This window comes from Pseudomonas sp. GM55, from assembly GCF_000282395.1.
In the GTDB taxonomy this organism is placed as follows: Bacteria; Pseudomonadota; Gammaproteobacteria; order Pseudomonadales; family Pseudomonadaceae; genus Aquipseudomonas; species Aquipseudomonas fluorescens_CC.
The window spans coordinates 36,393-62,083 of sequence record NZ_AKJJ01000048.1 but is presented as its reverse complement, the minus strand read 5'-3'; the positions used below and the strand labels follow the sequence as shown (position 1 = coordinate 62,083).

The 25,691-nt window shown below is 59.3% G+C and carries 23 protein-coding genes; 11 read left to right on the top strand and 12 right to left on the bottom strand.

Annotated elements, in window-relative coordinates; translation table 11 throughout:
• Positions 1–5: 5 nt before the first annotated feature.
• The 3 genes from thrC to PMI31_RS13315 all read left to right on the top strand — a co-directional run bounded on the left by thrC (position 6) and on the right by PMI31_RS13315 (position 3,339).
• Positions 6–1,415 carry a threonine synthase gene (gene thrC, locus PMI31_RS13325; RefSeq protein WP_008018562.1) on the top strand — a complete coding sequence of 470 codons (1,410 nt, stop codon included), beginning with the start codon at positions 6–8 and terminating at the stop codon, positions 1,413–1,415.
• Positions 1,416–1,534: 119 nt separating this feature from the next.
• Positions 1,535–2,890 carry a transporter substrate-binding domain-containing protein gene (locus PMI31_RS13320; RefSeq protein ID WP_008018561.1) on the top strand — a complete coding sequence of 452 codons (1,356 nt, stop codon included), beginning with the start codon at positions 1,535–1,537 and terminating at the stop codon, positions 2,888–2,890.
• A gap of 161 nt (positions 2,891–3,051) precedes the next feature.
• On the top strand, positions 3,052–3,339 hold the full coding sequence (locus tag PMI31_RS13315) for a DUF3509 domain-containing protein (RefSeq protein ID WP_008018560.1): 288 nt from the start codon (positions 3,052–3,054) through the stop codon (positions 3,337–3,339).
• 170 nt (positions 3,340–3,509) lie between these two features.
• On the opposite strand, the gene PMI31_RS13310 is transcribed toward PMI31_RS13315, so the two are convergent.
• Both PMI31_RS13310 and PMI31_RS13305 read right to left on the bottom strand, forming a co-directional pair.
• Complete coding sequence (locus PMI31_RS13310) at positions 3,510–4,466, bottom strand: TIGR02285 family protein (protein WP_008018559.1); 957 nt, start codon at positions 4,464–4,466, stop codon at positions 3,510–3,512.
• Positions 4,420–5,619 (bottom strand): CaiB/BaiF CoA transferase family protein, encoded by a 1,200-nt coding sequence (locus PMI31_RS13305; RefSeq protein WP_008018558.1) that lies wholly within the window; start codon positions 5,617–5,619, stop codon positions 4,420–4,422. Before PMI31_RS13305 ends, PMI31_RS13310 begins: the two co-directional genes overlap by 47 nt.
• Before the next feature lie 148 nt (positions 5,620–5,767).
• Between PMI31_RS13305 and PMI31_RS13300 the strand changes: the two genes are divergently transcribed.
• The 3 genes from PMI31_RS13300 (at position 5,768) to PMI31_RS13290 (ending at position 9,470) form a co-directional block, all read left to right on the top strand.
• Entirely contained in the window at positions 5,768–6,310 is a 543-nt protein-coding gene (locus tag PMI31_RS13300; RefSeq protein ID WP_007998514.1) for a YaeQ family protein, read from the top strand.
• Between the two features lie 66 nt (positions 6,311–6,376).
• Positions 6,377–8,086: a single-stranded-DNA-specific exonuclease RecJ gene (recJ, locus tag PMI31_RS13295; RefSeq protein WP_008018557.1), complete on the top strand. Its 1,710-nt coding sequence runs from the start codon at positions 6,377–6,379 to the stop codon at positions 8,084–8,086.
• 277 nt (positions 8,087–8,363) lie between these two features.
• Positions 8,364–9,470, top strand: coding sequence for an NADH:flavin oxidoreductase/NADH oxidase (locus tag PMI31_RS13290; protein WP_008018556.1), 1,107 nt, complete (start codon positions 8,364–8,366; stop codon positions 9,468–9,470).
• 67 nt (positions 9,471–9,537) lie between these two features.
• On the opposite strand, the gene glpD is transcribed toward PMI31_RS13290, so the two are convergent.
• The 4 genes from glpD to PMI31_RS13270 all read right to left on the bottom strand — a co-directional run bounded on the left by glpD (position 9,538) and on the right by PMI31_RS13270 (position 14,676).
• Positions 9,538–11,076 (bottom strand): glycerol-3-phosphate dehydrogenase, encoded by a 1,539-nt coding sequence (gene glpD, locus PMI31_RS13285; RefSeq protein WP_008018555.1) that lies wholly within the window; start codon positions 11,074–11,076, stop codon positions 9,538–9,540.
• A 317-nt stretch (positions 11,077–11,393) separates the two neighbouring features.
• A complete protein-coding gene (locus tag PMI31_RS13280; RefSeq protein ID WP_007971301.1) occupies positions 11,394–12,149 on the bottom strand; it encodes a DeoR/GlpR family transcriptional regulator in 756 nt (251 codons plus the stop codon).
• A gap of 95 nt (positions 12,150–12,244) precedes the next feature.
• Positions 12,245–13,750 carry a glycerol kinase GlpK gene (glpK, locus tag PMI31_RS13275; protein ID WP_008018554.1) on the bottom strand — a complete coding sequence of 502 codons (1,506 nt, stop codon included), beginning with the start codon at positions 13,748–13,750 and terminating at the stop codon, positions 12,245–12,247.
• Positions 13,751–13,824: 74 nt separating this feature from the next.
• Positions 13,825–14,676: an MIP/aquaporin family protein gene (locus PMI31_RS13270; protein ID WP_008018553.1), complete on the bottom strand. Its 852-nt coding sequence runs from the start codon at positions 14,674–14,676 to the stop codon at positions 13,825–13,827.
• 349 nt (positions 14,677–15,025) lie between these two features.
• Between PMI31_RS13270 and ybaK the strand changes: the two genes are divergently transcribed.
• Both ybaK and PMI31_RS13260 read left to right on the top strand, forming a co-directional pair.
• A complete protein-coding gene (ybaK, locus tag PMI31_RS13265; RefSeq protein WP_008018552.1) occupies positions 15,026–15,496 on the top strand; it encodes a Cys-tRNA(Pro) deacylase in 471 nt (156 codons plus the stop codon).
• 106 nt (positions 15,497–15,602) lie between these two features.
• The gene (locus PMI31_RS13260; protein WP_008018550.1) at positions 15,603–16,385 is read left to right on the top strand and encodes a PhzF family phenazine biosynthesis protein; all 783 of its coding nucleotides are present in this window, start codon (positions 15,603–15,605) and stop codon (positions 16,383–16,385) included.
• Between the two features lie 139 nt (positions 16,386–16,524).
• On the opposite strand, the gene PMI31_RS13255 is transcribed toward PMI31_RS13260, so the two are convergent.
• Both PMI31_RS13255 and argF read right to left on the bottom strand, forming a co-directional pair.
• On the bottom strand, positions 16,525–17,634 hold the full coding sequence (locus PMI31_RS13255; RefSeq protein WP_008018549.1) for an ABC transporter ATP-binding protein: 1,110 nt from the start codon (positions 17,632–17,634) through the stop codon (positions 16,525–16,527).
• Complete coding sequence (gene argF, locus PMI31_RS13250) at positions 17,631–18,551, bottom strand: ornithine carbamoyltransferase (protein ID WP_043302368.1); 921 nt, start codon at positions 18,549–18,551, stop codon at positions 17,631–17,633. Before argF ends, PMI31_RS13255 begins: the two co-directional genes overlap by 4 nt.
• A gap of 630 nt (positions 18,552–19,181) precedes the next feature.
• Here argF and PMI31_RS13245 point away from each other — a divergent pair.
• Positions 19,182–21,290, top strand: a complete 2,109-nt coding sequence (locus tag PMI31_RS13245; RefSeq protein WP_008018546.1) for a molybdopterin oxidoreductase family protein — start codon at positions 19,182–19,184, stop codon at positions 21,288–21,290.
• Positions 21,291–21,387: 97 nt separating this feature from the next.
• Entirely contained in the window at positions 21,388–21,726 is a 339-nt protein-coding gene (gene grxD, locus PMI31_RS13240; protein WP_008018545.1) for a Grx4 family monothiol glutaredoxin, read from the top strand.
• 173 nt (positions 21,727–21,899) lie between these two features.
• On the opposite strand, the gene bfr is transcribed toward grxD, so the two are convergent.
• Positions 21,900–22,376: a bacterioferritin gene (bfr, locus tag PMI31_RS13235; protein WP_008018544.1), complete on the bottom strand. Its 477-nt coding sequence runs from the start codon at positions 22,374–22,376 to the stop codon at positions 21,900–21,902.
• Between the two features lie 198 nt (positions 22,377–22,574).
• Positions 22,575–22,793, bottom strand: a complete 219-nt coding sequence (locus PMI31_RS13230) for a bacterioferritin-associated ferredoxin (protein WP_043302367.1) — start codon at positions 22,791–22,793, stop codon at positions 22,575–22,577.
• Positions 22,794–23,105: 312 nt separating this feature from the next.
• On the opposite strand from PMI31_RS13230, the gene PMI31_RS13225 reads away from it, so the two are divergent.
• On the top strand, positions 23,106–23,708 hold the full coding sequence (locus PMI31_RS13225) for a peroxiredoxin (protein WP_007971324.1): 603 nt from the start codon (positions 23,106–23,108) through the stop codon (positions 23,706–23,708).
• Positions 23,709–23,904: 196 nt separating this feature from the next.
• On the opposite strand, the gene rnt is transcribed toward PMI31_RS13225, so the two are convergent.
• Both rnt and pyrC read right to left on the bottom strand, forming a co-directional pair.
• Positions 23,905–24,582, bottom strand: a complete 678-nt coding sequence (rnt, locus tag PMI31_RS13220; protein ID WP_008018543.1) for a ribonuclease T — start codon at positions 24,580–24,582, stop codon at positions 23,905–23,907.
• Positions 24,579–25,625, bottom strand: coding sequence for a dihydroorotase (gene pyrC / locus PMI31_RS13215; RefSeq protein ID WP_008018542.1), 1,047 nt, complete (start codon positions 25,623–25,625; stop codon positions 24,579–24,581). Before pyrC ends, rnt begins: the two co-directional genes overlap by 4 nt.
• Between the last annotated feature and the right edge of the window lie 66 nt (positions 25,626–25,691).

The following is a 25,691-nucleotide window of genomic DNA, read 5'->3' as shown; positions in this document are numbered from 1 at the left end:
AAAACATGCGCTACATCAGTACCCGCGGCCAGGCACCGGCCCTGAATTTCGAAGACGTCCTGCTGGCAGGTCTTGCCACCGACGGCGGTCTGTACGTCCCGGAAAACCTGCCACGTTTTACCCAGGAAGAAATCGCTTCCTGGGCCGGCCTGCCGTATCACGAGCTGGCCTTCCGCGTCATGCGTCCGTTCGTCACCGGCAGCATTCCGGATGCCGATTTCAAAAAGATTCTTGAAGAAACCTACGGTGTGTTCGCCCACAACGCCGTCGCGCCGCTGCGTCAGCTTAACGGCAACGAATGGGTGCTGGAGCTGTTCCACGGCCCGACCCTGGCGTTCAAGGACTTCGCCTTGCAATTGCTCGGTCGCCTGCTTGACTACGTGCTGGAGAAGCGCGGCGAGCGCGTGGTGATTGTCGGCGCCACTTCCGGTGATACCGGTTCGGCCGCCATCGAAGGCTGCAAGCACTGCGAAAACGTCGACATCTTCATCCTGCACCCGCACAACCGGGTGTCCGAAGTGCAGCGTCGGCAGATGACCACCATTTTCGGTGAGAACATCCATAACATCGCCATCGAAGGCAACTTCGATGACTGCCAGGAAATGGTCAAGGCGAGCTTCGCCGACCAGGGCTTCCTCAAGGGCACGCGTCTGGTTGCGGTGAACTCGATCAACTGGGCGCGGATCATGGCCCAGATCGTTTACTACTTCCACGCAGCCCTGCAACTGGGCGGTCCGGCGCGTTCGGTGTCGTTCTCGGTGCCGACCGGCAACTTCGGCGATATCTTCGCCGGTTACCTGGCACGCAACATGGGCCTGCCGATCAACCAGTTGATCGTCGCCACCAACCGCAACGACATCCTGCACCGCTTCATGAGCGGCAACCAGTACGTCAAGGAAACCCTGCACGCCACGCTGTCGCCGTCGATGGACATCATGGTGTCGTCGAACTTCGAACGCCTGCTGTTCGACCTGCATGGTCGCAATGGTGCCGCAATCGCCGGGTTGATGGATTCGTTCAAGCAGGGCGGCGGTTTCAGCGTAGAGCAAGAGCGCTGGACCGAAGCCCGCAAATTGTTCGACTCGCTGGCCGTGGATGACGCACAAACCTGCGAAACCATCGCCGAAGTCTACGAGCAGACAGGTGAAGTGCTGGATCCGCATACTGCCATCGGCGTGAAAGCCGCGCGGGAATGCCGTCGCAGCCTGGATATTCCAATGGTGATCCTGGGCACCGCCCACCCGGTCAAATTCCCGGACGCCGTGGAAAAAGCCGGTGTAGGAAAAGCTCTCGAGCTGCCGGTACATCTTTCTGATTTGTTTGAACGAGACGAACGTTGCACAGTATTGCCAAATGACCTGAAGGCCGTGCAGGCCTTTGTCAGTCAGCATGGCAACCGCGGCAAACCGCTGTAACCGGTCAACGCTGTTACATTTTGAAGCCCGTCTCCTGACGGGCTTTTTCATTTCTGCATGCACACTTGTGGTGTTATCGCCGCGAAAGGACAGGCGAGTAGATAACCAAGGACGTGGGAATGCTGTTTACAAGTGTGTTCAAGCCAGTTGTGCGCTGGCTGTTTTTGCTCGTCATCCTGGGTGTTGCCCAATGGGGAGGGGCGAGCCCTGCATCGATTCAAGAGCGTGGGAAGTCTGTTGCACGCTCAATGGTCGTGCTGGATGAACAGGAGTTGCAGTGGATAGCCAGCCATCCACGGGTAGTGGTCACGGCAATGGAATACCCGTTGTATCAGTTCAAGGATGAAACGGGTCAATGGACGGGCCTGAACAGTGACCTGCTCAAACGCATCAGTGACGTGACGGGGTTGCAGTTCGTTTACGAAGAGTCTTTTTCTGTCGATCAGATGCTGGCACGCCTGGAAAGCGGCGCGGCGGATTTGAGCACCCTACTGTCAATGAATGACGAACGCAGGACGTTTCTCGATTTCAGCCATGCGTTCGGTGGTGCAGGATGGGTCTTTGTCGGGTTGGCCGGAGCACCGCCGGTGCAGTCGCTGGAGGATCTGTCGAAGCGGGTACTGGTGCTGCCGACCCGGCATGCACTGGAAGCGATGATCCGTCGCGATTATCCGTCCATCGAATTGCGTTCGGTTAAAACCTACGCCGAAGCCCGTGCCTGGGTTGAGAACGGCGAAGCCTATGCCACCATCGAAAGCGAAATCGGCGCCTGGCTTTTTCCGTCGGGCCGGCTGCAGATCGGCGCTACGGTGCCGGACATATGGGACGCGGATTATCTGGCGGTGCGCAAAGGTCAGCCGCAGTTGCTGAGCGTCCTCAACAAGGCGCTCGAGGCATTTCCAGCGCAGGAGCTGCGCGATCTTCGCCGCAAGTGGTTCCGTGGTGCTACCACACCACATTCGCCTGGCGTCTGGCAGCAGCTTGACCAGTGGGTCTTCTGGGGCATGTTTGTGGCCGGCCTGTTCGGCCTGTTGTCCCTGCTCTGGAATCGGCGGTTGGCGGTGGTGGTCAGGCAACGGGTCGAGGTCCAAAGGAGTCTGAGTGATCAGCTCGCATTCCAGCATGCGCTGATGGATGCCATGCCTGACCCGATGTTTGTCCGTGATCTGCAAGGGCGTTTGATCATGTGCAACAAAAGCTATGAGGACGCCTTGTCGACGCGTTTTGACCGGATGCAGGGGCGGCAGTTGATCGAGGTCGATGTCATGCCCAGACAAACCGCGGAACTGCTGCATGCCGAGTTTCTGGCGCAGTTGAGTACGCGAAGAACGCGCTTCTTCGAGCGTCAATTGGTATTCAAGGAAGGTGTCAGGGATATCTACCAGTGGACAGTGCCGTTTTACACGGCCGATGGCGAGCTGCGAGGATTGTTGGGGGGCTGGGCCGACATCGGCCGGCGCACCCGACAGACGTGATGCTGGCGTTTTTTCTCTGTCATGTTTGCCGTGCATGCTCTCTTGACTGAGTTGCAGGTTCGCTTGCGGTCGGTATCCAGAACTTTCTTCTCGGGCCAGTGGTCATCTGTTGCAGGCATGCCCCAGGCACATTGTTTTCGGACTATTGAGTGGTGATCGGGATGGAAAGTATCAGTCTGTTGCTCGGAGAGGCGCTGAGCCCATATCAGGTCACATTGACCCCGTCAGGCATTCGTGACGAATGCCGGGTGACCCTGACGAATGCTATCGGCGCGACCGTGGTCGAGCGCGAGTTCAATCAGGCCCAGTTGAATGACAAACGCTTGCTGACGGATGTGGTCGACGGTTTGCATCGCGATGTACTTATCGCTGAAGGGCGCCTTGAGCCTTGTGTCATCGCGGCATTGCGAAATGCGGCGCAGGACAAACTGCAGGCCAGCCGCAATTGAACGGATTTTTGTGGGAACCTTCCCGCGCCCAGGTCAGTCAGACCTGGTAACAGCAGGATCAGGCATTGTGCTCCGGTGCTTGTAGCTTGCTGCTACGGGTCTACAAACAGGCCACGTTTAACCCCGGGTCGTCTCCCCACTTCCCGGGGTTTCTTTTTGCCCGGGATTTGTCATGGCTGCGCCAGATTGTCGAAAAACGCCTTGGTGTCTTTCAGGTAATCGCTGCGGCTTTGCGGATCCAGCCAGGCGGCGTAGGCCTCATAAAGGCGTTCGCGAGGCAGGGTACGCAGTACCTGGTTGATCTCGACAATGGCCTGCCGACCCTTGGGCGTGTCGGTGCAACCGATGTAACCGGACAGGTATTTGCCTGCGCCCCGGATCGGATAGAACTGCAATTCATCCTCGGTGATGCCTTGCAGTGAGGCCTGGTAGCGAATTTCCGGGCGATAGCCCAACAGCAGGCGCAAGCGTCCCAGGCGCTGCATTTGCAGCAGGCTGCCCAAGGCGTCGTTGCCGTAATGAGGGGTCAGTGCCTCGACTGGCGCTTGCTTGAGCAGCCCGTCGAGGTATTCGCCGTAATTGCGCTCGGCAATAATCCCCAGTTTTTCGCTGCCGCTGGCGAGCAGCGCGGCCAGGTCCACTTCGCCATCCTTGATAAAGGGGGTCAGCACGTTCTGGTCAGCGCGGCGCACGGCCAGGCCATTGCTCATGGCCCGGAAGACCGGGATGGAAAAGGCGATCCACTTTTCCCGTTCCTTGCTCCAGTTCAATGCAGCGTCGCAGACGAGAGACGGTTCGTGGAGCATTTGCAGGCCACGCGCGCGATTGACCCTCATCACGCTGTGCTGGTACTGCGGCATGCCGGCTATCAACAGTGGAAGCAGTTGATCGATGACGCCCTGGCCTTTTTTCGGCCCATCGAAGATCGTCAGTGGCGGCAGGTCGCGCTTGAGCCAGATCAGGTTTTCCTTGGGTTGCGCCAGGGCTGACGGGATCGGATCAAGGAGCAAGAGTAAAATCGCCAACATGCACAGCAGCCACCCGCTGCACGACGGGTAGCGTCGAGGCGGGCGCCGCAGCTTAGATGGCTCCGTCTTTGCGCAACTGTGCGATCTGCGTCGCGTCATAGCCAAGTTCCTGGAGTACCTGTGCGTTGTGCTCACCCAGTTGTGGCCCGACCCATTCACATTCACCGGGGGTCTCTGAGAGTTTCGGCACAATGCCTGGCATCTTGAAGTCTTTGCCATCCGGCAGCCTGGCTTGCAGAAACATTTCCCGCGCCAGGTACTGAGGGTCGTTGAACATGTCTTCGGCGCTGAAGATCCGGCTGGCCGGCACGTCGGCCTGATTGAGCAGCGCCAGCACAGTGTCCAGCGGCAACGAGTTGACCCAGCGATCGATGACGCCATAAATCTCGTCGCGTCGGGCATCGCGGCCATCGTTGCTGGCAAGCAGGGGGTCGTTGGCCAGGTCTTCCCGACCAATGATCAGCATGAAGCGTTTGAAAATCGCATCGCCATTGGCACCGATCTGCACGTGCTTGCCATCGGCGCTGGTGTGGATCGAGGACGGGGTGATGCCCGGCATGATATTGCCCGTGCGTTCGCGAATGAAACCGAACACATCGAACTCCGGAACCATGCTTTCCATCATCGCGAAGATGGCTTCATACAGCGCCACGTCCACCACTTGGCCCTGGCCGCCGTTGACCTCGCGATGACGCAGGGCCATCAGTGCGCCGATCACGCCCCAGAGCGCGGCAATCGAGTCGCCGATGGAAATGCCGGTGCGTACGGGTGGCCGGTCTTCGAAGCCGGTGATGTAGCGCAGGCCTCCCATGGATTCACCGACTGCGCCGAAGCCGGGCTGATCTTTCATCGGGCCGGTCTGGCCGAATCCCGACAGCCGCACCATGACCAGTTTCGGGTTCAAGGCGTGCAGGACATCCCAGCCCAGGCCGAGTTTTTCCAGGACGCCGGGACGAAAGTTCTCGATCAGAATGTCGGCTTCGCCCAGCAGCTGTTTCAGGATCGCCAGACCGTCGGGGTGCTTGAGATTGAGGGTCAGGGACTTTTTGTTGCGGGCCTGGACGAACCACCACAACGAAGTGCCTTCATACAACTTGCGCCATTTGCGCAATGGATCACCGCCGTCCGGGGATTCGATCTTGATCACATCGGCACCGAACTCAGCGCAGATGCGCGAAGCAAACGGGCCGGCAATCAAGGTGCCCAATTCGATGACTTTCAGACCGGTAAGCGGTTTGGCGGTGAGCGGCATGCGGGATCCTGTAGGGCTAGGGATGAGCGAATACAGCGTTTTTAACATAGCCGACTGTCAGACGCTTCAGGTTGATCACCTTCAATTCGTGGAATACCTTGCGCATCGGTTAGACTTGCCGCCTTTCCTCGTATCAAGAAGCCCGTTCATGGCCCAGCCGTCCACGACCTACAAGTTTGAACTGAACCTCACCGACCTCGACCGCAGCGTCTATGAAAACGTCAAGCAGACCATTGCCCGTCACCCTTCGGAAACCGAAGAGCGCATGACCGTACGCCTGTTGGCCTACGCCCTTTGGTACAACGAGCAGCTGTCGTTCGGCCGTGGTCTGTCGGAAGTGGATGAGCCTGCCTTGTGGGAAAAAAGCCTGGATGACCGCGTCCTGCACTGGATCGAAGTCGGCCAGCCGGATGCCGAGCGTCTGACCTGGTGCTCGCGCCGCACCGAGCGTACCAGTCTGTTGGCCTATGGCAGCTTGCGCGTGTGGGAAGGCAAAGTGGTACCGGCAGTGAAAAACCTGAAAAACGTCAACATCGCTGCCGTGCCTCAGGAAGTCCTGGAAACCCTGGCCAAAGACATGCCGCGCGTTATCAAGTGGGACGTGATGATCAGCGAAGGGACGATCTTCGTCACCGACGACCGTGGTCAGCACGAAGTCCAGTTGCAGTGGCTGGCCGGTGAGCGCGGCTGATTTTTTGCCGTTTTAGCGCGTCACCCGGTTTTATCCTACGTATAGAAGAGAAGTATCTTTCACCCCATGCGCATCGAACCTCGCCTGCTGCCCGACACCCTGCCATTCCTCGGTGATATTCCGCCACTGCTGACCCGTTTGTACGCAGCGCGGGGCGTGCAATCCGAGGCGGAACTGGACAAGAGCCTGGCGCGGTTGATTCCGTTCCAGCAGCTCAAGGGTATCGATGCCGCCGTGGATCTATTGGTGACGGCGCTCGAACAACGCCAGCGCATTCTGATCGTTGGCGACTTCGATGCCGACGGCGCGACGGCCAGCACTGTGGGCACGCTGGGTCTGCGTTTGCTGGGGGCGGCGCATGTCGATTATCTGGTGCCGAACCGTTTCGACTACGGCTACGGCCTGACACCGGAGATCGTCGCGGTCGCGCTTGAGCGCCAGCCCCATTTGCTGATCACCGTCGACAACGGCATCTCGAGCGTCGAAGGCGTGGCCGCGGCGCAAAAGGCCGGGCTCAAGGTGCTCGTCACCGACCACCATTTGCCCGGTGACGAGCTGCCGTTGGCCGACGCCATCGTCAATCCGAACCAGCCTGGTTGCGAGTTTCCGAGCAAGGCGCTGGCCGGTGTCGGGGTGATTTTCTACGTGCTGATGGCCCTGCGTGCGCGATTGCGTGAGCTGGGCTGGTACACCAGCAAGCCGCAGCCGAATATCGGCGAATTGCTCGACCTGGTGGCCTTGGGCAGCGTGGCCGACGTGGTGCCGCTGGATGCCAACAACCGGATTCTGGTGCATCAGGGCCTGGAGCGGATTCGCGCCGGACGTGCCCGACCGGGGATCAAGGCGATCCTCGAAGTGGCCAAGCGCGATCATGCACGCATCACCTCCACCGATCTGGGTTTCATTGTCGGCCCGCGCCTGAACGCCGCAGGGCGCCTGGATGACATGAGCCTGGGCATCGAGTGCCTGCTGACCGAAGACGCCGGTCTGGCCCGTGAGATGGCTGCTCAATTGGACGGCATGAACCAGGATCGCAAATCCATCGAGCAGGGCATGCAGCGCGAAGCGCTGGCGCAACTCAAGGATCTGCCGGTGGAGTCGATGCCGTTCGGCTTGTGCCTGTTCGATCCCGAGTGGCACCAGGGCGTCATCGGTATCCTCGCGTCACGAATGAAAGAGCGCTATTTCCGCCCGACCATCGCCTTTGCCGATGCCGGAGATGGCCTGCTCAAAGGCTCGGGGCGTTCGGTCCAGGGCTTTCACATTCGCGACGCCCTGAGCGTGGTGGCGGCGCAGCATCCGAATCTGATCACCAAGTACGGTGGCCACGCGATGGCGGCGGGCCTGACGCTGCCGGAAGCGAATTTCCCCTTGTTCGCCGAAGCCTTTGACGCTGAGGTGCGCCGGCAACTGCGCGAAGAAGACTTGACTGGCCGTCTGCTGTCGGACGGTACCCTGGCGGTGGAAGAGTTTCACCTGGAGCTGGCCCGTGCCCTGCGACATGCCGGCCCTTGGGGGCAACACTTCCCGGAGCCGTTGTTTCATGGGGTGTTCCAGTTGGTCGAGCAGCGTGTCGTTGGTGAGCGGCACCTTAAAGTCGTGCTGAAAAGTGAATGTGGTTCGGTGAAACTCGACGGCATTGCCTTCGGGATCGACCGCGACATCTGGCCGAATCCCACCATCAAGTGGGTGGAACTGGCCTACAAGCTCGACCTCAACGAGTTTCGAGGGAACGAGACGGTTCAACTGATGATTGCCCACATCGAACCGCGTTGACCCGACACCTGTAGGAGCGAGCTCGCTCGCGATGGACGACAGGACACCGCGGGGTATCAGGTCCCCAGCGCCATCGTTCACGTCCATCGCGAGCAAGCTCGCTCCTACAAGGGGCGACATCCCCCGATGTCGACTAGGCTCTAAGCACTGCTTGATTATCCTTGTGACGTCTTGTCGAATTTTTTGCCCGCGGGGGCGGGTGCTGTACCTTTTTCCTGTCACTCGTCGACTATTCAAACAGAACCTGGAGCCTGCCCACTGATACGAGAGGTGCCCCATGAGTCTGCTGCTTGAACCTTTTACCCTTCGTCAATTGACCCTGCCCAACCGCATCGCGGTATCGCCTATGTGCCAGTACTCCAGCGCCGATGGCCTGGCCAATGACTGGCATCTGGTCCACCTTGGCAGCCGCGCTATCGGCGGGGCCGGGCTGGTATTTACCGAAGCCACGGCGGTCACCGCCGATGGACGTATCACGGCTCAGGACCTCGGTCTGTGGAATGACGAGCAGATCGAACCCCTGCAACGCATCACCCGCTTCATCAACGCCCAGGGCGCCGTTGCCGGCATTCAGTTGGCCCATGCCGGGCGCAAGGCCAGCACCTATCGGCCGTGGCTCGGAAAGCATGGCAGCGTCAAACCCGATGATGGCGGCTGGACCCCGGTAGGGCCGTCACCGATTGCTTTCGACCCACAACACACTCAGCCCAAACAGCTCGACGACGGCGAAATCGCCGACATCATTCAGGCGTTTGTCGACGCGGCCAAACGCGCGCTGACGGCCGGCTTCAAGGTGGTCGAAGTGCACGCCGCCCATGGATACCTGTTGCATCAGTTCCTGTCGCCGTTGAGCAATCAGCGTCGCGACCAATATGGCGGTTCGTTCGAAAATCGCATTCGGCTGGTGCTGCAGGTCACCGAAGCGGTGCGTGCGGTGTGGCCTGAAGAATTGCCGGTGTTTGTCCGGGTCTCCGCCACCGACTGGGTGGAGGATGGCTGGAACCCCGATGAAACCGTGGAGCTCGCGCGTCGCCTCAAAGCTCTGGGGGTGGATCTGATCGACGTCTCGTCGGGCGGGACGGCGGTGAATGCCGAGATTCCCACAGGGCCGGGTTACCAGACCCGCTTCGCCGAGCGTGTGCGCAAGGAGTCGGGGATGTCGACCGGCACGGTTGGCATGATCACCGAGCCGGCGCAGGCCGAGCACATCCTGCGCACCTGTCAGGCGGACATCATCTTCCTGGCCCGGGAGTTGTTGCGCGATCCGTACTGGGCGCTGCATGCCGATGACGATCTGGGCGGGCACAAGGCCGTGTGGCCGGCGCAGTATCAGCGGGCGACTCACCGTGAGCAGCCGATTCACGAATCGGATTTGCGTGACTGACATCCATCGATACGAAAAAGCCCCTGGATCGTGAGACCCAGGGGCTTTTGTTTATACCTGCGACCGATCAGGCCGCTTCGATCTTGCTGCGGTTCTGTTCGACCTGGTTCAGATAATCCTTGAGCCTTTCCTGTTCGGCCACCGTCGTGAACAAACCGAGCTTGCTGCGCCGCCAGAGGATGTCATGGGCGCTGGTGGCCCATTCTTCGCTGCACAGATAGTCGACTTCACGGGTGTAGAGACCACCGCCGAGGTGCTCGCCCAAATCGCTGAGGTCCTGTACGCCTTCAAGCATGCGCCAGGTACGGCTGCCGTAGGTGGTGGCCCAGCGGCGAGCGATCTCGGCCGGTACCCAGTCGAATTGGTCGCGGATACGCGAGCTCAAGGCTTGCGGGGTAGTCATGTCTTCACCGCCCGGCAGCGTGGCGTTAGCGGTCCAGCTTGGCTGGATGTGCTTGAAGTACGGTGCCAGTTGCGCCAGCGCCGACTCGGCCAGTTTGCGATAGGTAGTGAGCTTGCCGCCGAACACCGACAGCAACGGCGCTTCTTCGCCAGTGCCAGACAGCGCCAGGGTGTAGTCGCGGGTCACGGCCGACGGGTTGTCGGATTCGTCGTTGCACAATGGGCGCACGCCGGAATAGCTGTGCAGGATGTCGCCGCGGCTGATTTGCTTTTTGAAATGGGCATTGACTACGTTCAACAGGTAATCGGTTTCGCCATCGGTGATCGCAACGGCTGCCGGATCGCCGGTGTACTCGCGGTCGGTGGTGCCGATCAGGGTGAACTGATTCAGGTACGGAATGGTGAACACGATGCGTTGATCTTCGTTTTGCAGGATGTGTGCGTGTTCGCCCTCGTACAGTTTCGGCACGATCAGGTGGCTGCCCTGGATCAGGCGGATGCCGTAAGGCGACTCCATCTTCAGGTCATCGCGAATGAACTTGGCGACCCATGGCCCGGCCGCATTGACCAATGCCTTGGCGCGGATCGAAAACAGGCTGCCATCGGCGCGTTCCAGGTGCAGGTGCCACAGGCCCTTGGTGCGACGTGCGCTGACGCAGCGGGTCTGGGTGTGAACGTGGGCGCCTTTTTCCCGGGCGGCCATGGCGTTCAATACCACCAGACGCGCGTCGTCGACCCAGCAATCGGAATACTCGAAGCCTTTGGTGATCTCGCTTTTCAGCGCGCTGTCGGGGCCGAACTTCAGGCTTTTCGAACCTTCGAGTTGCTCGCGCTTGCCCAGGTTGTCATAGAGGAACAGACCGGCGCGGATCATCCACGCCGGGCGCAGGTGCGGGCGGTGTGGGAGTACGAAGCGCATTTGCTTGACGATGTGGGGAGCCTTGGCCAACAGCACTTCACGCTCGGCCAGGGCTTCACGCACCAGGCGGAATTCATAATGCTCGAGGTAGCGCAGGCCGCCGTGAATCAGCTTGCTGCTGGCCGACGAGGTATGGCTGGCCAGGTCATCCTTTTCACAAAGGAACACCGAGAGACCGCGGCCGGCGGCATCCGCTGCGATCCCCACGCCATTGATCCCGCCACCGATGACGGCGATATCGTAGACCTCGGCGAGAGGGGGCGTAGGCAAGGTGGAAGTGGGCATCGGCTCGGCCTCGGAATTCTTTGATGTGCTGTATTTGAATTCGAACATTAATGTTCATTTGCGAAAATACTAGCCCATAAAGACGCCCGCAGCCAGTCAGCTTCGATTGAAAATACTCATCGAAGGGCCGTTAAAGGAAAATTTACGAACATTGAATGTGCAGGAAGAGAGTATTGCTGGGTATTTATTGTAGGAGCCGGCTTGCTGGCGATGGCGTGCTCAAGGGCGCTGTAGGAGCCGGCTTGCCGGCGAAGGCGTTCGTGATATCGCCTTCGCCGGCAAGCCGGCTCCTACAGGTTGTTCAATCGCCTTCGGCGTTAAACAACCTCCAGGCGAACCTTGTGCTGGTTCAACAGCTGCGCCAGCGCCGGGGAGGGCTGCTGATCGGTGACCAGACAATCAACCAGGCTGATCGGCCCCAGGCGGATCATGGCGTTGCGCCCGAACTTGCTGGAGTCGGCCGCAAGGATCACTTGCCGGGCATTGGCGATGATCGCCTGGGATACCCGCACTTCCTGGTAGTCGAAATCCAGCAGGCTGCCATCCTCATCGATGCCGCTGATGCCCACCAGGGCGAAATCGACCTTGAACTGGTTGATGAAGTCGACACTGGCCTGACCCACCACTCCACCGTCACGCCGTACATTGCCACCTGTCAGCAGCACGTCGAAATCGTCCTTGGCGCTGAGCATCGACGCCACATGCAGGTTATTGGTGATGATCTTCAGGTGACTGTGGTTGAGCAGTGCCCGGGCGATGGATTCGGTGGTCGTGCCGATGTTGATGAACAACGAGGCATGATCGGGAATCTGCGCGGCGATGGCTTCGCCGATACGCTGTTTTTCATCGCGCATCTGATCGGCGCGCATGGCGTAGGCGGTGTTTTCGACACTTGAGTCGTAAGCCGCGCCGCCGTGGTAGCGGCGCAACAAATTGGCTTCCGCGAGCTGATTGATGTCGCGGCGGATGGTCTGCGGGGTAACTACGAACAGCGTGGCCATTTCCTCGATGCTGACATAGCCGCGTTCGCGAACCAGTTCGAGGATTTGTTGCTGACGGGGAGGCAGATTCATGGGGCGTCCTTTGGGCTGCCGTGCAAAATTTGCCCATGATGCCGCAGGAATCCACTCCCGACCAGTTACATGCAGTTACCAGCCTGTGTCTTGGCTTATTCGGCGCCTTCGTGCGGCTCCCAGTCACGGGTACGGCTGACGGCTTTTTTCCAGCCAGCGTAGAGTTTTTCCTTCGCCGTTTCATCCAGCGTCGGCTCGAACTGGCGCTCGATTACCGCCTTGCCACGCAACTCTTCCAGGCTGCCCCAGAAGCCACAGGCCAGGCCTGCCAGGTAAGCGGCGCCGAGTGCCGTGGTCTCGCGCATTTGCGGGCGCTCGACCTGCGTGCCGAGGATGTCGGCCTGGAACTGCATGAGGAAATTGTTCGCTACTGCGCCACCGTCCACGCGCAGGGCCTTGAGGCGTTCGCCGGAGTCCTGTTGCATGGCGTCGAGCACGTCGCGGGTCTGGTAGGCAATCGATTCCAGCGCGGCACGAATGATGTGGTCCACGCGCACGCCGCGGGTCAGGCCGAACAATGCGCCACGGGCATACGGGTCCCAATACGGAGCCCCCAGACCCGTGAAGGCGGGCACCAGGTACACGCCGTTGCTGTCTTTGACCTTGTTGGCGAAGTATTCAGTGTCGTGGGCGTCGTTGATGATCTTCAGCTCGTCCCGCAGCCATTGCACGGTGGAGCCGCCGTTGAATACTGCGCCTTCCAGCGCATAGGCCACTTCGCCACGCGGGCCGCAAGCGATGGTGGTCAGCATGCCGTGTCGGGATTTCACCGCTTTGTCGCCGGTGTTCATCAGCAGGAAGCAGCCGGTGCCGTAGGTGTTTTTCGCCTGACCTGGCTCGACGCACATCTGGCCGAACAGAGCGGCTTGCTGGTCGCCGGCAATACCGCCGATGGCAATGCCGCTTTTGGTGTGACCATAAATTTCCGACGAGGATTTCACTTCCGGCAGCATTTCGCGCGGGATATCCAGCACTTCCAGCATCTTCGCATCCCACTCCAGGGTGTGGATGTTGAAAAGCATGGTGCGCGAGGCGTTGGTGTAGTCGGTGACGTGGACCTTGCCGCCGGTAAATTTCCAGATCAGCCAGCTGTCGACGGTGCCGAACAGCAGCTCGCCGTTGCGCGCGCGTTCGCGGCTGCCTTCGACGTTGTCGAGAATCCACTTGAGCTTGGTGCCGGAGAAATACGGGTCGGTGACCAGGCCGGTGGTTTCACTGATGTATTGCTCGTGACCGTCGCGTTTGAGTTGCTGGCAGATCTCGGTGCTGCGTCGGCACTGCCAGACGATTGCGTTGTAGATCGGACGGCCGGTGTTCTTGTCCCACACCACGGTGGTTTCGCGCTGGTTGGTGATGCCGATGGCTGCGACCTGATCGTGGTGCAGGCCGGCTTGTGCCAGGGCCTCGACCATCACGGCGCTTTGGGTGGCGAAGATCTCCATCGGGTCATGTTCGACCCAACCGGCTTGCGGGTAATGCTGTGCGAACTCCCGTTGGGCGGTGCACACCACGTTCGCGTCGCGGTCGAAAATGATCGCGCGGGAGCTGGTCGTACCCTGATCGAGGGCAATGATGTAGTTCTTATTCTGTGTGTCGGTCATGTCGATTGCCTTGGACGAAAAAAGGGAGTGAGGTCTGGCGCGTGATCAAAGGGCAGGGGCACGCGCCAACGGTATCAAGAAGTTCTCGGTTTGCCGTCGATGGCAGGTACTGCTTCCTTTGTAGCAGGTGTGGCGTTTGGCAGATGGCGGGCAATCAACCCGCGATAGGCCGCGGCGCCGAGGCAGGCACCGACAATCGGTGCGAAAACCGGAATCAGGAAGTACGGAATGTCGCGTCCGCCAGTGAAGGAAATTTCACCCCAGCCGGCGAAGAAAGTCATCAGTTTAGGGCCGAAGTCTCGTGCAGGGTTCATGGCAAAACCGGTCAGCGGTCCCATCGAGCTGCCGATCACCGCAATCAGCAGGCCGATCAGCAGCGGTGCCAGCGGACCTTTGGGCAGCCCGTTGTTGTCGTCAGTCAGGGACATGATCACGCCCATCAGGATGGCTGTAATGATCACCTCGACCAGAAATGCCTGGGCGGTGGTCAGTACAGGGTTCGGGAAGGTGGAGAACACGGAGGCCAGTTCAAGGCTGGCTTGAGTGCCGCGAACCATGTGCTGCGTTTGTTCGAATTCGAAGAATAGATTGCTGTAGAGCGTGTAAACCAACAGTGCTCCACAGAAGGCCCCCGCCACTTGGGCGAGTACGTAGAAAGGCAGTTTACGCTTTTCGAAGTCCGCAAAAATGCTCAGGGCAATGCTGACGGCAGGGTTCAGGTGAGCTCCGGAAACCCCGGCGGTAAGGTAGATCGCCATGCTGACGCCGACGCCCCAGATAATGCTGATTTCCCACAAGCCAAAACTGGCACCCGCGACTTTGAGCGCGGCAACACAACCTGTACCAAAAAAGATCAGCAGCGCTGTACCCAGAAACTCGGCCATGCATTGGCTCGAGAGCGACGGTTGTTGTAAAGCAGTTGTCATGGAAACCTCAATTTTTTTTGTTGTCTGGCGCTTTTTTCCATCATGGTCGGAGCGCGGTTTTCGCCGAGGCAGGATCCCCATCCTGGTCGCGGTTTACTGCTGGGTGCTGCGGTAGGACATTTTGTGCAGTTTCAGAAACGAAAAAATATAGACAAGAAACACTACTGTCAAAGGTCGAAAGTGAACCGTCGGTCATAAATAAACTATTCGTCGCATGAATGAACAAGTCATTGGGCAATGGGATGGCCAGGCGATGGCGTTATGGATGCACCGCCGTAGAGCCTTTTAACGATCAATGTCCTAGAATCCTGCGCAGTATTTTTCTTCTGCCGCCCAGTCTGGAGCTGTCATGACCCCCGCATTGGATTTGTTGAAAAAGGTTCGGGCCGAACATCGCGTACACAGTTACGAACATGACCCGAAGGCTGCCTCCTACGGGCTGGAAGCAGCGGAAAAACTCGGGCTCGATCCGGCGCAGGTATTCAAGACCCTGCTGGCGGCCAGCGAAAAAGGCGAATTGCTGGTGGCCGTGGTGCCGGTTGTCGGCAGCCTGGACTTGAAAGGGCTGGCCCACGCCGCAGGGGTGAAAAAGGTTGAAATGGCCGATCCGGCGGCAGCGCAGCGCTCCACTGGCTACCTGTTGGGCGGGATCAGTCCGCTGGGGCAGAAAAAGCGTTTGCGTACATTCATTGATAATTCAGCCCGGCCCTTCGCCAGCATTTTTGTCAGTGCGGGTCGGCGTGGACTGGAAGTCGAACTGGCACCGGCCGTGCTGGCCGAACACACCCAGGCGAAGTTTGCCGATATCGGCCGTGCGTGAGCGTTGACCTGCGCGCAGCGCTGTATGGTGAAAATCGGCCAGCTCTGTCACTGGTACCGGTTCGGCAGGCGCTGCATGCTCAGCGCTCTGACAAAGGGAGAAGGTTATGCAACTGGAGTTCCATCAGGTCGACGCGTTCAGCCATCAGCCATTCAGCGGCAACCCGGCGATGGTCTATCGGCTCGATACCTGGCTTGCCGATGAATTGATGCAAAAAATTGCCGCCGAACACAACCTCGCCGAAACGGCGTTTGTCGTGCGCGAAGGGCAAGGTTGGCACATCCGCTGGTTTACACCGACCACCGAGGTGCCATTGTGCGGTCATGCGACGCTGGCTAGCGCCCATGTGTTGTTTGAGATCTACAAGGAACCCGTCGAACGACTGGACTTTATCTGCAAATCCGGCCCGTTGAGCGTAACGCGTGAAGGTGGTCGCCTGTGGCTGGATTTCCCGTCGATCATCCCCTCGGAAATCGGCGTGACCCTGGATGTCGAGCGTGCACTCGGCGTTGAGGCTGTCGATGTGCTGGGTTCCAATGAGTTGTTTGTGGTGCTGGAGTCCGAGCAAGCGGTGCTCGACTGCAAGCCGGACATGGTGGCCCTGGCGAAACTGCCATGGCTGGGCGCCATCGTGACGGCACGAGGCAACCAACACGATTTCGTGTCCCGTTATTTCGCACCGGCGATCGGCATCAACGAAGATCCGGTAACCGGATCGACCCATTGCAGCCTGATTCCGTACTGGTCGCAGCGTTTGGGCAAGTCGAGCCTGACGGCCTGTCAGCGTTCGACGCGAGGAGGGGAGTTGTTCTGCCGGCTGGAAGGTGATCGGGTGAAGATCGGCGGGAATGCAACGCTCGTGGCGAGCGGAACACTGATGCTGGGATAACTCAAATCCATTGTAGGAGCGAGCCTGCTCGCGATGGACGACAACGATAACGCGTGCAACCGGAATGAACGCGTTATCCAAACGTTTTTCGTCGGAACGCCGCCCGGAGCAAGCTCGCTCCTACAGGTTTTTTTGTGTGTCAGTTAGCAGTGCTGTAGCGCCGGACACCTGATTCAACAGCTGGAATCTGAGCCGCCGTGCTGCCTGACGCCTGGAACAGCACCAGGTGTTCAGCCGCGACACGAATACCCACATCCGCCCCGACCTGACAATCGACATGGCTCGGGAAGATCGATTCCAGTTGTGCGCCTGTCGGCAGCTGCAAGCGATACAGGGTTGAGGCACCGAGGAAGGTCTTGCCGGCGATTCGCGCCTTCAGCGGGCTGTCCGGTGCATGGACGATATCGTCCGGGCGCAGCAGCACGTCCACAGCACCGCCTACAGGCCAGGTGTAGGCCCGGTTGCCGCGCAACTCACCCAGCTCGGTCTGCACCGATTCGGGGCTGCTCAACTGACCGCGAATGAAATAGCCCTGGCCGATGAAGCTGGCCACGAAGGGCGTCAGTGGTTCGTGGTAGAGGTTGTAGGGCGTATCCCACTGTTCCAGCCGACCTTCCTTGAACACGCCAACGTGGTCGCTGACCGCGAAGGCTTCTTCCTGGTCGTGTGTCACCAGAATCGCGCTGGTGCCACGGGCCTTGAGGATGTCACGTACTTCATGGCTGAGCTTGCGGCGCAACTCGCCATCGAGGTTGGAGAACGGCTCGTCGAGCAACAGCAGTTGCGGTTCCGGCGCCAGTGCGCGGGCCAGGGCGACACGTTGCTGCTGCCCACCGGAAAGTTCGTGGGGGAAGCGCTTGCCGAGGTTTTTCAGGTTGACCAGCTCCAGCAGCTCTTCGGTAACGCGATCCTTTTGCGGGTGCTTGCGAATGCCGAAGGCGATGTTGTCGGCCACGCTCAAATGCGGGAACAGCGCGTAGTCCTGGAACACCATGCCGATACGACGTTTCTCCGGGGCGAGGGTGAAACCGGCGCTGGAGATGGTCTCGCCAGCCAGCTGGATTTCGCCTTCGTGTACCGGTTCGAAACCGGCAATCGCCCGCAGTGTGGTGGTTTTGCCACAGCCGGAAGAGCCCAGCAGGCAACCGATGTCGCCGGCGTTCAAATGCAGGTTGAGGTTCTGCACCACTCGCTGGTCCTGGTAGCCGCAGGCGAGGTTGCGCAGATTAAGCAGTAATGGCTGGCTCATGCGTGGTGGTACGAAGGCGGAACGAGGAATTCGAGCAAGGCTTTTTGCGCGTGCAGACGGTTTTCGGCTTGATCCCAGGCCACCGAGCGCGGGTCGTCGAGCAGGTCGACGCTGATTTCCTCGCCACGGTGCGCCGGCAGGCAGTGCATGAACAGCACGTCGTCAGCGGCCAGATCGAGCAGGGCACGGTTGACCTGGTATGGTGCGAACAGCTTCAGGCGTTTGGCGGTTTCCTCTTCCTGGCCCATGGAGGTCCAGACGTCGGTACTCACCAGGTGTGCGCCACGCACGGCATCTTTCGGGTCGCGAACGATGGTGACCCGATCGCCGGCCTTGGCCACGAATTCAGGATTGGGTTCATAGCCTTCCGGACAGGCAACGCGCAACTGGAAGTCGAACTGGATGGCCGCTTCTATATAGCTGTTGCACATGTTGTTGCCGTCGCCGATCCAGGCCACGGTCTTGCCCTGGATGGAGCCGCGGTGTTCGAGGTAAGTCTGCATGTCCGCCAGCAACTGGCACGGATGCAGGTCATCGGACAGGCCGTTGATTACCGGTACACGGGAGTTGGCAGCGAACTCGGTCAGGTTGCTGTGGGCAAAGGTACGGATCATCACCGCGTCGAGCATGCTCGACATGACGATGGCGCAGTCGCCGATCGGCTCGCCACGGCCCAGTTGGGTGTCACGTGGCGACAGGAAGATCGCCTGGCCGCCGAGCTGGATCATGCCGGCCTCGAAGGAGATCCGGGTACGGGTCGAGGATTTCTCGAAAATCATCCCCAGGACGCGGTTTTTCAGAGGCTCGAACAGTACGCCGCGGTTACGCAGGTCCTTGAGCTCAACGCCTCGACGGATCACGCTGACCAGCTCTTCGGGCGTGCAATCCATCAGGGAGAGAAAGTGCCTTGCGCTCATCATTGACTACCTTTTTGCTACAAACCGCAGATGCTCAAAGCCTTGTTTGACGGAACAACGGGCGAGACCTGCGGCGTAAGCCGCACGGGGCGACGAAATAGGGGAAGGCGCGATCTTATAATTAAATGTCGCGTCTTACCAATAGGGCTACAGTTTTTAGGGGGGTTCAGAGGTGCTACGGGTTCACCGAGGTAGCGCTTTTGAAGCCTGTTTCCTGATAGCAGCGGCTCATTTGTACACCGGCCTCTCTGGGCTTGGCAATCAGGCGGGGCGGCAATGGTGTGCTGACAGTCGGTTTCTGACCTGTCATTCCTGGTCTTGGGTAGCGTGTCGCCAGCCTGAAATATTTGCTAATGCAAAGTGCCGGGTTATAGATAAATCTCGAGCGACGCAGGAAGCTTCCCGATGGAATCGAAAGAACAGTTGTTAATGGAACTACTGGGTCTCACGGCGCGCTCGCTGACTCACCTCACCGCTTCGATGACGACCAAAATGAACTGGGGCGGTCATCGGCTGGCCTGATAACCTTCGATTCACAAGATGAACGTCGCTGGCGTGGTGGCAGGTCTGGCGCCATAGTTTTGTTTCCGCGGCCATCGTTGCCCGCCCATGACAAGACAGAGACTGGCCATGACCAAGACTCTCCATCACCGTGCGTGCCATTTGTGTGAAGCCATCTGTGGCCTGACCATCGAAACCACGGAGGTCGAACGTGGTAACGTCCAGATCACGTCGATCAAGGGCGACCCTCAGGACAGGTTCAGCCGTGGGCACATCTGCCCCAAGGCCGTGGCGCTGCAAGACATTCAGAACGATCCGGATCGCCTGCATCAGCCCATGCAGCGGGTGGGCAATGAGTGGCAACCCATCGGGTGGGAAGCGGCATTCGATCTGGTTGCCGAACGCCTCGCCGCCATTCAGGCGCACCATGGGCAAAACGCGGTAGCGGTCTACCAAGGCAACCCCAGCGTGCACAATTACGGGCTGATGACCCACAGCAATTACTTCCTTGGCCTGCTGAAAACCCGCAACCGGTTTTCCGCGACGTCGGTCGATCAATTACCCCATCACCTGACCAGTCATTTGATGTACGGCCATGGTTTGCTGCTGCCAATCCCGGACATCGATCACACCGATTTCATGTTGATCCTGGGCGGCAACCCGCTGGCTTCGAACGGCAGCATCATGACCGTGCCGGATGTGGAAAAACGTTTGAAGGCGATACAGGCCCGGGGGGGTAAAGTGGTGGTGGTCGACCCGCGCCGTAGTGAAACGGCGGCCATTGCCGATCAGCATCTGTTCGTGCGCCCGGGCGGTGATGCAGCGCTGTTGTTCGGGCTGCTCAACACCTTGTTCGCTGAAGGTCTGACCTGTGACAGCCATCTGCCGGTAGACGGTCTGGAGGAGGTGCGGGAGGCCGTCGCGCCGTTCACCGCCGAGGCCATGAGTCCGTTGTGCGCCGTACCCGCCGAACAGATCCGCCAATTGGCGCGGGACTTCGCCGCGGCACCGAGTGCAGTCTGCTATGGCCGCATGGGCGTCTCGACCCAGGCTTTCGGTACGCTGTGCCACTGGGTGGTGCAGTTGATCAACCTGGTCACCGGCAACCTCGATCGCGTGGGTGGTGCCTTGTGCACCGAGCCGGCGGTGGATCTGGTGGCGACGACGTCGGGCGGGCATTTCAATCTGTGGCAGAGCCGGGTTTCCGGGCGCCCGGAGTACGCCGGAGAGTTACCGGTGTCGGCGCTGGCCGAAGAGATGCTCACCGAAGGGGAAGGGCAAGTCCGCGCGTTGATCACGGTGGCAGGCAATCCGGTGCTGTCCACGCCCAATGGCCGAAAGCTCGAGCAAGCGCTGGACGGGCTGGAGTTCATGGTCAGTATCGACCTGTACATCAATGAAACCACGCGTTATGCCGACCTGATCCTGCCGTCCACCTCGGCGCTGGAAAACGACCATTACGACACCACATTCAACCTGTTCGCGGTGCGCAACGTCAGTCGCTTCAACCGCGCCATCCTGGCCAAACCCGAAGGTGCCTTGCACGATTGGGAGATCTTCGTCGGGCTGGCCAAGGCATTTGCCGCCAGGACCGGCAAGGAGTTGAAGCCCACCATCGCTCCGGCGCAAATGATCGATCGCGGTCTGCGCATGGGGCTGTACGGCGACACTTCAGAGCACAAGCTGTCGCTGGCGACTTTGTTCGATCATCCCCATGGCGTTGATCTGGGAGCGCTCAAGCCTAACCTGGCGCCACGCCTGAAGACGGCCAATCAACGCATCCAGGCAGCGCCTGCGGTGATTCTCGCCGACCTGGCGCGCTTCGCAGCCTTGCAGGCGCCGGCTGCCGACGAGTTATTGATGATTGGACGCCGGCATGTCCGCAGCAACAACTCATGGATGCATAACTATCACCGGTTGGTGAAGGGCAAGCCTCGTCACCAGTTGCTGATGCATCCGGACGACCTGGCAAGCCGCGGGCTCAGTGACGGGCAACGTGTGCGGGTCAGTTCGCGGGTGGGCGTGATTGAAGTCGAAGTACTTGGCAGTCTGGACATGATGAAAGGCGTGGTCAGCCTGCCTCACGGCTGGGGTCATGCGCGGCCGGGCGTGCAAATGTCGATTGCCAGCAGTCAGCCGGGCTCCAGCGCCAACGACCTGACCGATGAATGCCAGATTGATGAACTGTCGGGAAATGCCGCGCTCAATGGCGTGCCGGTGACCGTGGCCGCCGCATGAATCATACTGACGGAGAGACCGAGCAGGGCGCTCGGCTTTCCGTTACAATGCGCCACCGTGCCGACCCATGAGTCGGAAAGTTCAGCCGAGGTGCTCCATGGATATCATCGAAACGATTAAAGAGCAGATTGCCAACAACACCATTCTGCTTTACATGAAAGGCTCGCCGAATGCCCCGCAGTGCGGCTTCTCCGCGAAAGCTGCACAGGCCGTGATGGCGTGTGGTGAAAAGTTTGCGTACGTGGACATCCTGCAGAACCCGGAAATCCGCGCCAACCTGCCAAAATACGCCAACTGGCCAACCTTCCCGCAGCTGTGGGTTGCCGGTGAGCTGGTCGGCGGTAGTGACATCATGACCGAAATGTCGGCTGATGGTTCGTTGCAGGCGCTGATCAAGGAAGCCGCCGCCAAGGCCGCTGCCAAGACTGAAGCCTGACTGACATCTCCTGTAGGAGCGAGCTCGCTCGCGATGGGCTCAAGAGCACCGCGGGGAACCAGACTCCCCGCGTTATCGTTGACCACCATCGCGAACAGGTTCGCTCCTACAGGAGCAGATATAAAAAAGCCCCGCCTCTTCAAAAGAGAGCGGGGCTTTTTATTGCGTAGAACTTACTCGTCTTCGCCCATCTGCGATTGCAGGTAATTCTCGATCCCGATCTTGTCGATCAGGCCCAGCTGGGTTTCCAGCCAGTCGATATGTTCTTCTTCGGACTCGAGGATATCTTCAAGCAGCTCACGGCTACCGAAGTCGCCAACTGTTTCGCAATGAGCGATAGCCACTTTGAGATCCGCGTGACCGGTGCGTTCGATACGCAGGTCGCACTCAAGCATTTCCTTGGTGTGTTCGCCGATGTGCAGCTTGCCGAGGTCCTGGACGTTCGGCAGGCCTTCAAGGAACAGAATGCGCTTGATCAGCTTGTCCGCGTGTTTCATCTCGTCGATGGATTCGTGGTACTCGTGTTTGCCGAGCTTGTTCAGGCCCCAATCTTCATACATGCGCGCATGCAGGAAATATTGATTGATCGCGACCAGCTCATTGGCAAGGATCTTGTTGAGATGCTGGATGACTGTAACGTCGCCTTTCATGATGGGGTCCTGCCCTGTATTAGCTGTCAATAGAGCAGAGTTTGAGCCGCGTATTTAATAGTGTCAAACCTAAGTTGTTGAAACTTAAATGAAAATTAATCGGAATAAGAATGTTTGTGTTCCGCGTCTAGAGCATAACTAGTTGATTTAGAGACATAAAAAAACCGGACATATGTCCGGTTCTTTGAAATTCGATATTTAAGCGGTTGTAAATTCTGCTGGATATGGAATTGCAGCCTGGGCTGTTTGCAGTTTTGTCAGGGTCTCGCGGACCACTTCCTTGGCCAGGCAGGCACATTTGCCGCATTGACTGGCAACGCCTGTGGCCACGCGGACTTCCTTGTAGCTGCAGCATCCTTCATAGATCGCATCGCGGATTTGACCGTCGGTGACGCCAGTGCAGAGGCAAACATACATAAGGAAGGACCGTCGCTGATTGTGACTCAATTGCGATGGATCTTAATGTTAACGAGAATGATTGTCAAAGTGGTTTCAGAGCACTTTCCGTCATAAATGGGTATGGCTGACGAACGGTCTGCCTGGCAAGTCTGGGGATACAAAACCGTTGAGGATTTCATCGTACAGGGAAAAAACAGCTAAGCCAGCTCAAACACGCGGTGTATGATGGCCGGTCTTTTGCGACCGGGGATCGTGTCACAGGGCTGTCGCCTCAGGGTGGCAGGCTGATGCGAACCCTGTTTCTCACGCTATTACACCAGGAGATATCCAATGAGCGTACTCGTAGGCAAACAAGCCCCTGACTTCACCGTACCGGCCGTACTCGGCAATGGCGAGATCGTTGACAGCTTCACCCTGTCTTCGGCGATCAAAGGCAAATACGGCCTGGTGTTCTTCTACCCACTGGACTTCACCTTCGTTTGCCCGTCCGAGCTGATCGCTCTGGACAACCGCATGTCCGAGTTCAAGGCACGCAACGTTGAAGTGGTCGCCGTGTCGATCGACTCGCATTTCACCCACAATGCCTGGCGCAACACCCCGGTCAACAATGGTGGTATCGGCGAAGTTCGTTACACCATGGCTGCCGACATCAAGCAGGAAATCATGAAGGCCTACGACGTTCAGTCCGCTGACGGCGTTGCTTTCCGTGGTGCGTTCCTGATCGACGACAAAGGCGTTGTCCGTTCGCAGATCATCAACGACCTGCCGCTGGGTCGTAACATGGAAGAGCTGCTGCGTCTGGTTGACGCTCTGCAATTCCACGAAGAGCACGGCGAAGTCTGCCCTGCCAACTGGAAGAAAGGCGACAAAGGCATGAACGCTTCGCCAGAAGGCGTTGCGGCTTACCTGACCGAGCACGCTGCCGCTCTGTAAGGCGTTCCAGGCATAAAAAAACCGGCCTTCGAGGCCGGTTTTTTTATGCGCGGGATAAACCTGGAACTCTGTACCTCTGTAGGAGCGAGCTCGCTCGCGATGGATTCAAGAGCACCACGGGGAACCAGGCAGCCCGCGTTATCGTTGACCACCATCGCGAGCCAGCTCGCTCCTACAGGTGTATCAGGGACCGCAATCAGTCGTTGAAGTCTTCCCAGCCACCCATTTGTTTCCAGCGATTGACGATGCCGCAGAACAGCTCTGCCGTCTTTTCGGTGTCATAGCGTGCCGAGTGAGCCTCACGACCGTCGAAGTCGATGTCGGCTGCCTGGCACGCCTTGGCCAGTACGGTCTGGCCATACGCGAGGCCTGCGAGCGTGGCGGTATCGAAACTGGAGAACGGATGGAACGGATTGCGCTTCATCTCCAGGCGCGCAACCGCCGCATTCAGGAAGCCCAGGTCGAAGCTGCTGTTATGCCCGACCAGGATCGCCCGTTTGCAGCCATTGGCCTTGAGGGCCTTGCGCACACCGCGGAAGATATCGTTCAGGGCTGACTCTTCACTCACGGCCATGCGCAGCGGGTGATCGAGCTTGATCCCGGTGAACTCCAGGGCCGCGGCTTCGATGTTCGCGCCTTCGAACGGCTCGACTCGGAAGAAGTAGGTGTGATCCGGGTAGACAAACCCCTTTTCATCCATGGCGATGGTGGTCGCGGCGATTTCCAGCAGGGCGTCGGTGGCCGAGTTGAAGCCACCGGTTTCTACGTCGACGACAACCGGCAGGTAACCGCGAAACCGCGCGGCCATTGGATGACGGGAACCGCCTCCGCCACCATTGCCTTCCAGTTCGTCATCGAAATGGTCTTCACTCACGCGTGTTCCTCCAGCAGGCGCCAGCGCAGTTTTTCACCGGCGCGCAGCGGGATAACGGTCAGCTCGCCAAACGGCAGGCTGGCAGGGGCGGTCCATTCTTCGCGGACCAGGGTAATGCGATCGGTGTTGGCCGGTAGACCATAGAACCGGGGGCCATTGAGGCTGGCGAAGGCCTCGAGCTTGTCCAGCGCATTACGCTGTTCGAAGGCTTCGGCGTACATCTCGATAGCAGCAAAGGCGGTGTAGCAACCGGCGCAGCCGCAGGCCGCTTCCTTGGCATGCTGGGCGTGGGGCGCCGAGTCGGTGCCGAGGAAGAACTTCTCGCTGCCGCTGGTGGCGGCGTCGAGCAGGGCTTCCTGGTGGATATTGCGCTTGAGGATCGGCAGGCAATAGAAGTGCGGCCGAATCCCGCCCACCAGCATGTGGTTGCGGTTGTACAACAGGTGGTGAGCGGTGATGGTCGCGCCCACGTTGGCCGAAGCCGAGTTGACGAACTGCACGGCGTCCGTGGTGGTGATGTGTTCGAAGACCACCTTGAGGGTCGGGAAACGCTCGACCACACGGCGCATGTGCTCATCGATGAAGAATTTTTCGCGGTCGAATACGTCGACATCGCCACGGGTGACTTCACCGTGAATCAGCAACGGCATCCCGACTTCGGCCATGGCCTCGAGTGCAGGGAAAATCTTGTCGATGCTGGTCACACCGGAGTCCGAGTTGGTGGTCGCGCCGGCCGGGTACAGCTTGGCGGCGTACACGAATCCGCTGGCCTTGGCCTCGCGGATTTCTTCAGGCTGGGTGCGGTCGGTCAGGTACAGGACCATCAGCGGCTCGAACGGGCTGCCGGCCGGGCGGGCAGCGAGAATCCGCTGGCGATAGCCGTCGGCTTCGGCCGTGTTACGCACCGGTGGAACCAGGTTGGGCATGATGATGGCGCGGCCAAAGGTGCGCGCGACATCCGCAACAGTATTGGTCAACACGGCACCATCGCGAAGATGAATGTGCCAGTCGTCGGGACGCAGCAGGGTCAGGCGGTCGGACATGAGGGGATTCCAGGCGGGTCAAACTCAGGGGAATGCTACCGGAAAAGACTCTTGCAGGCACTCGCT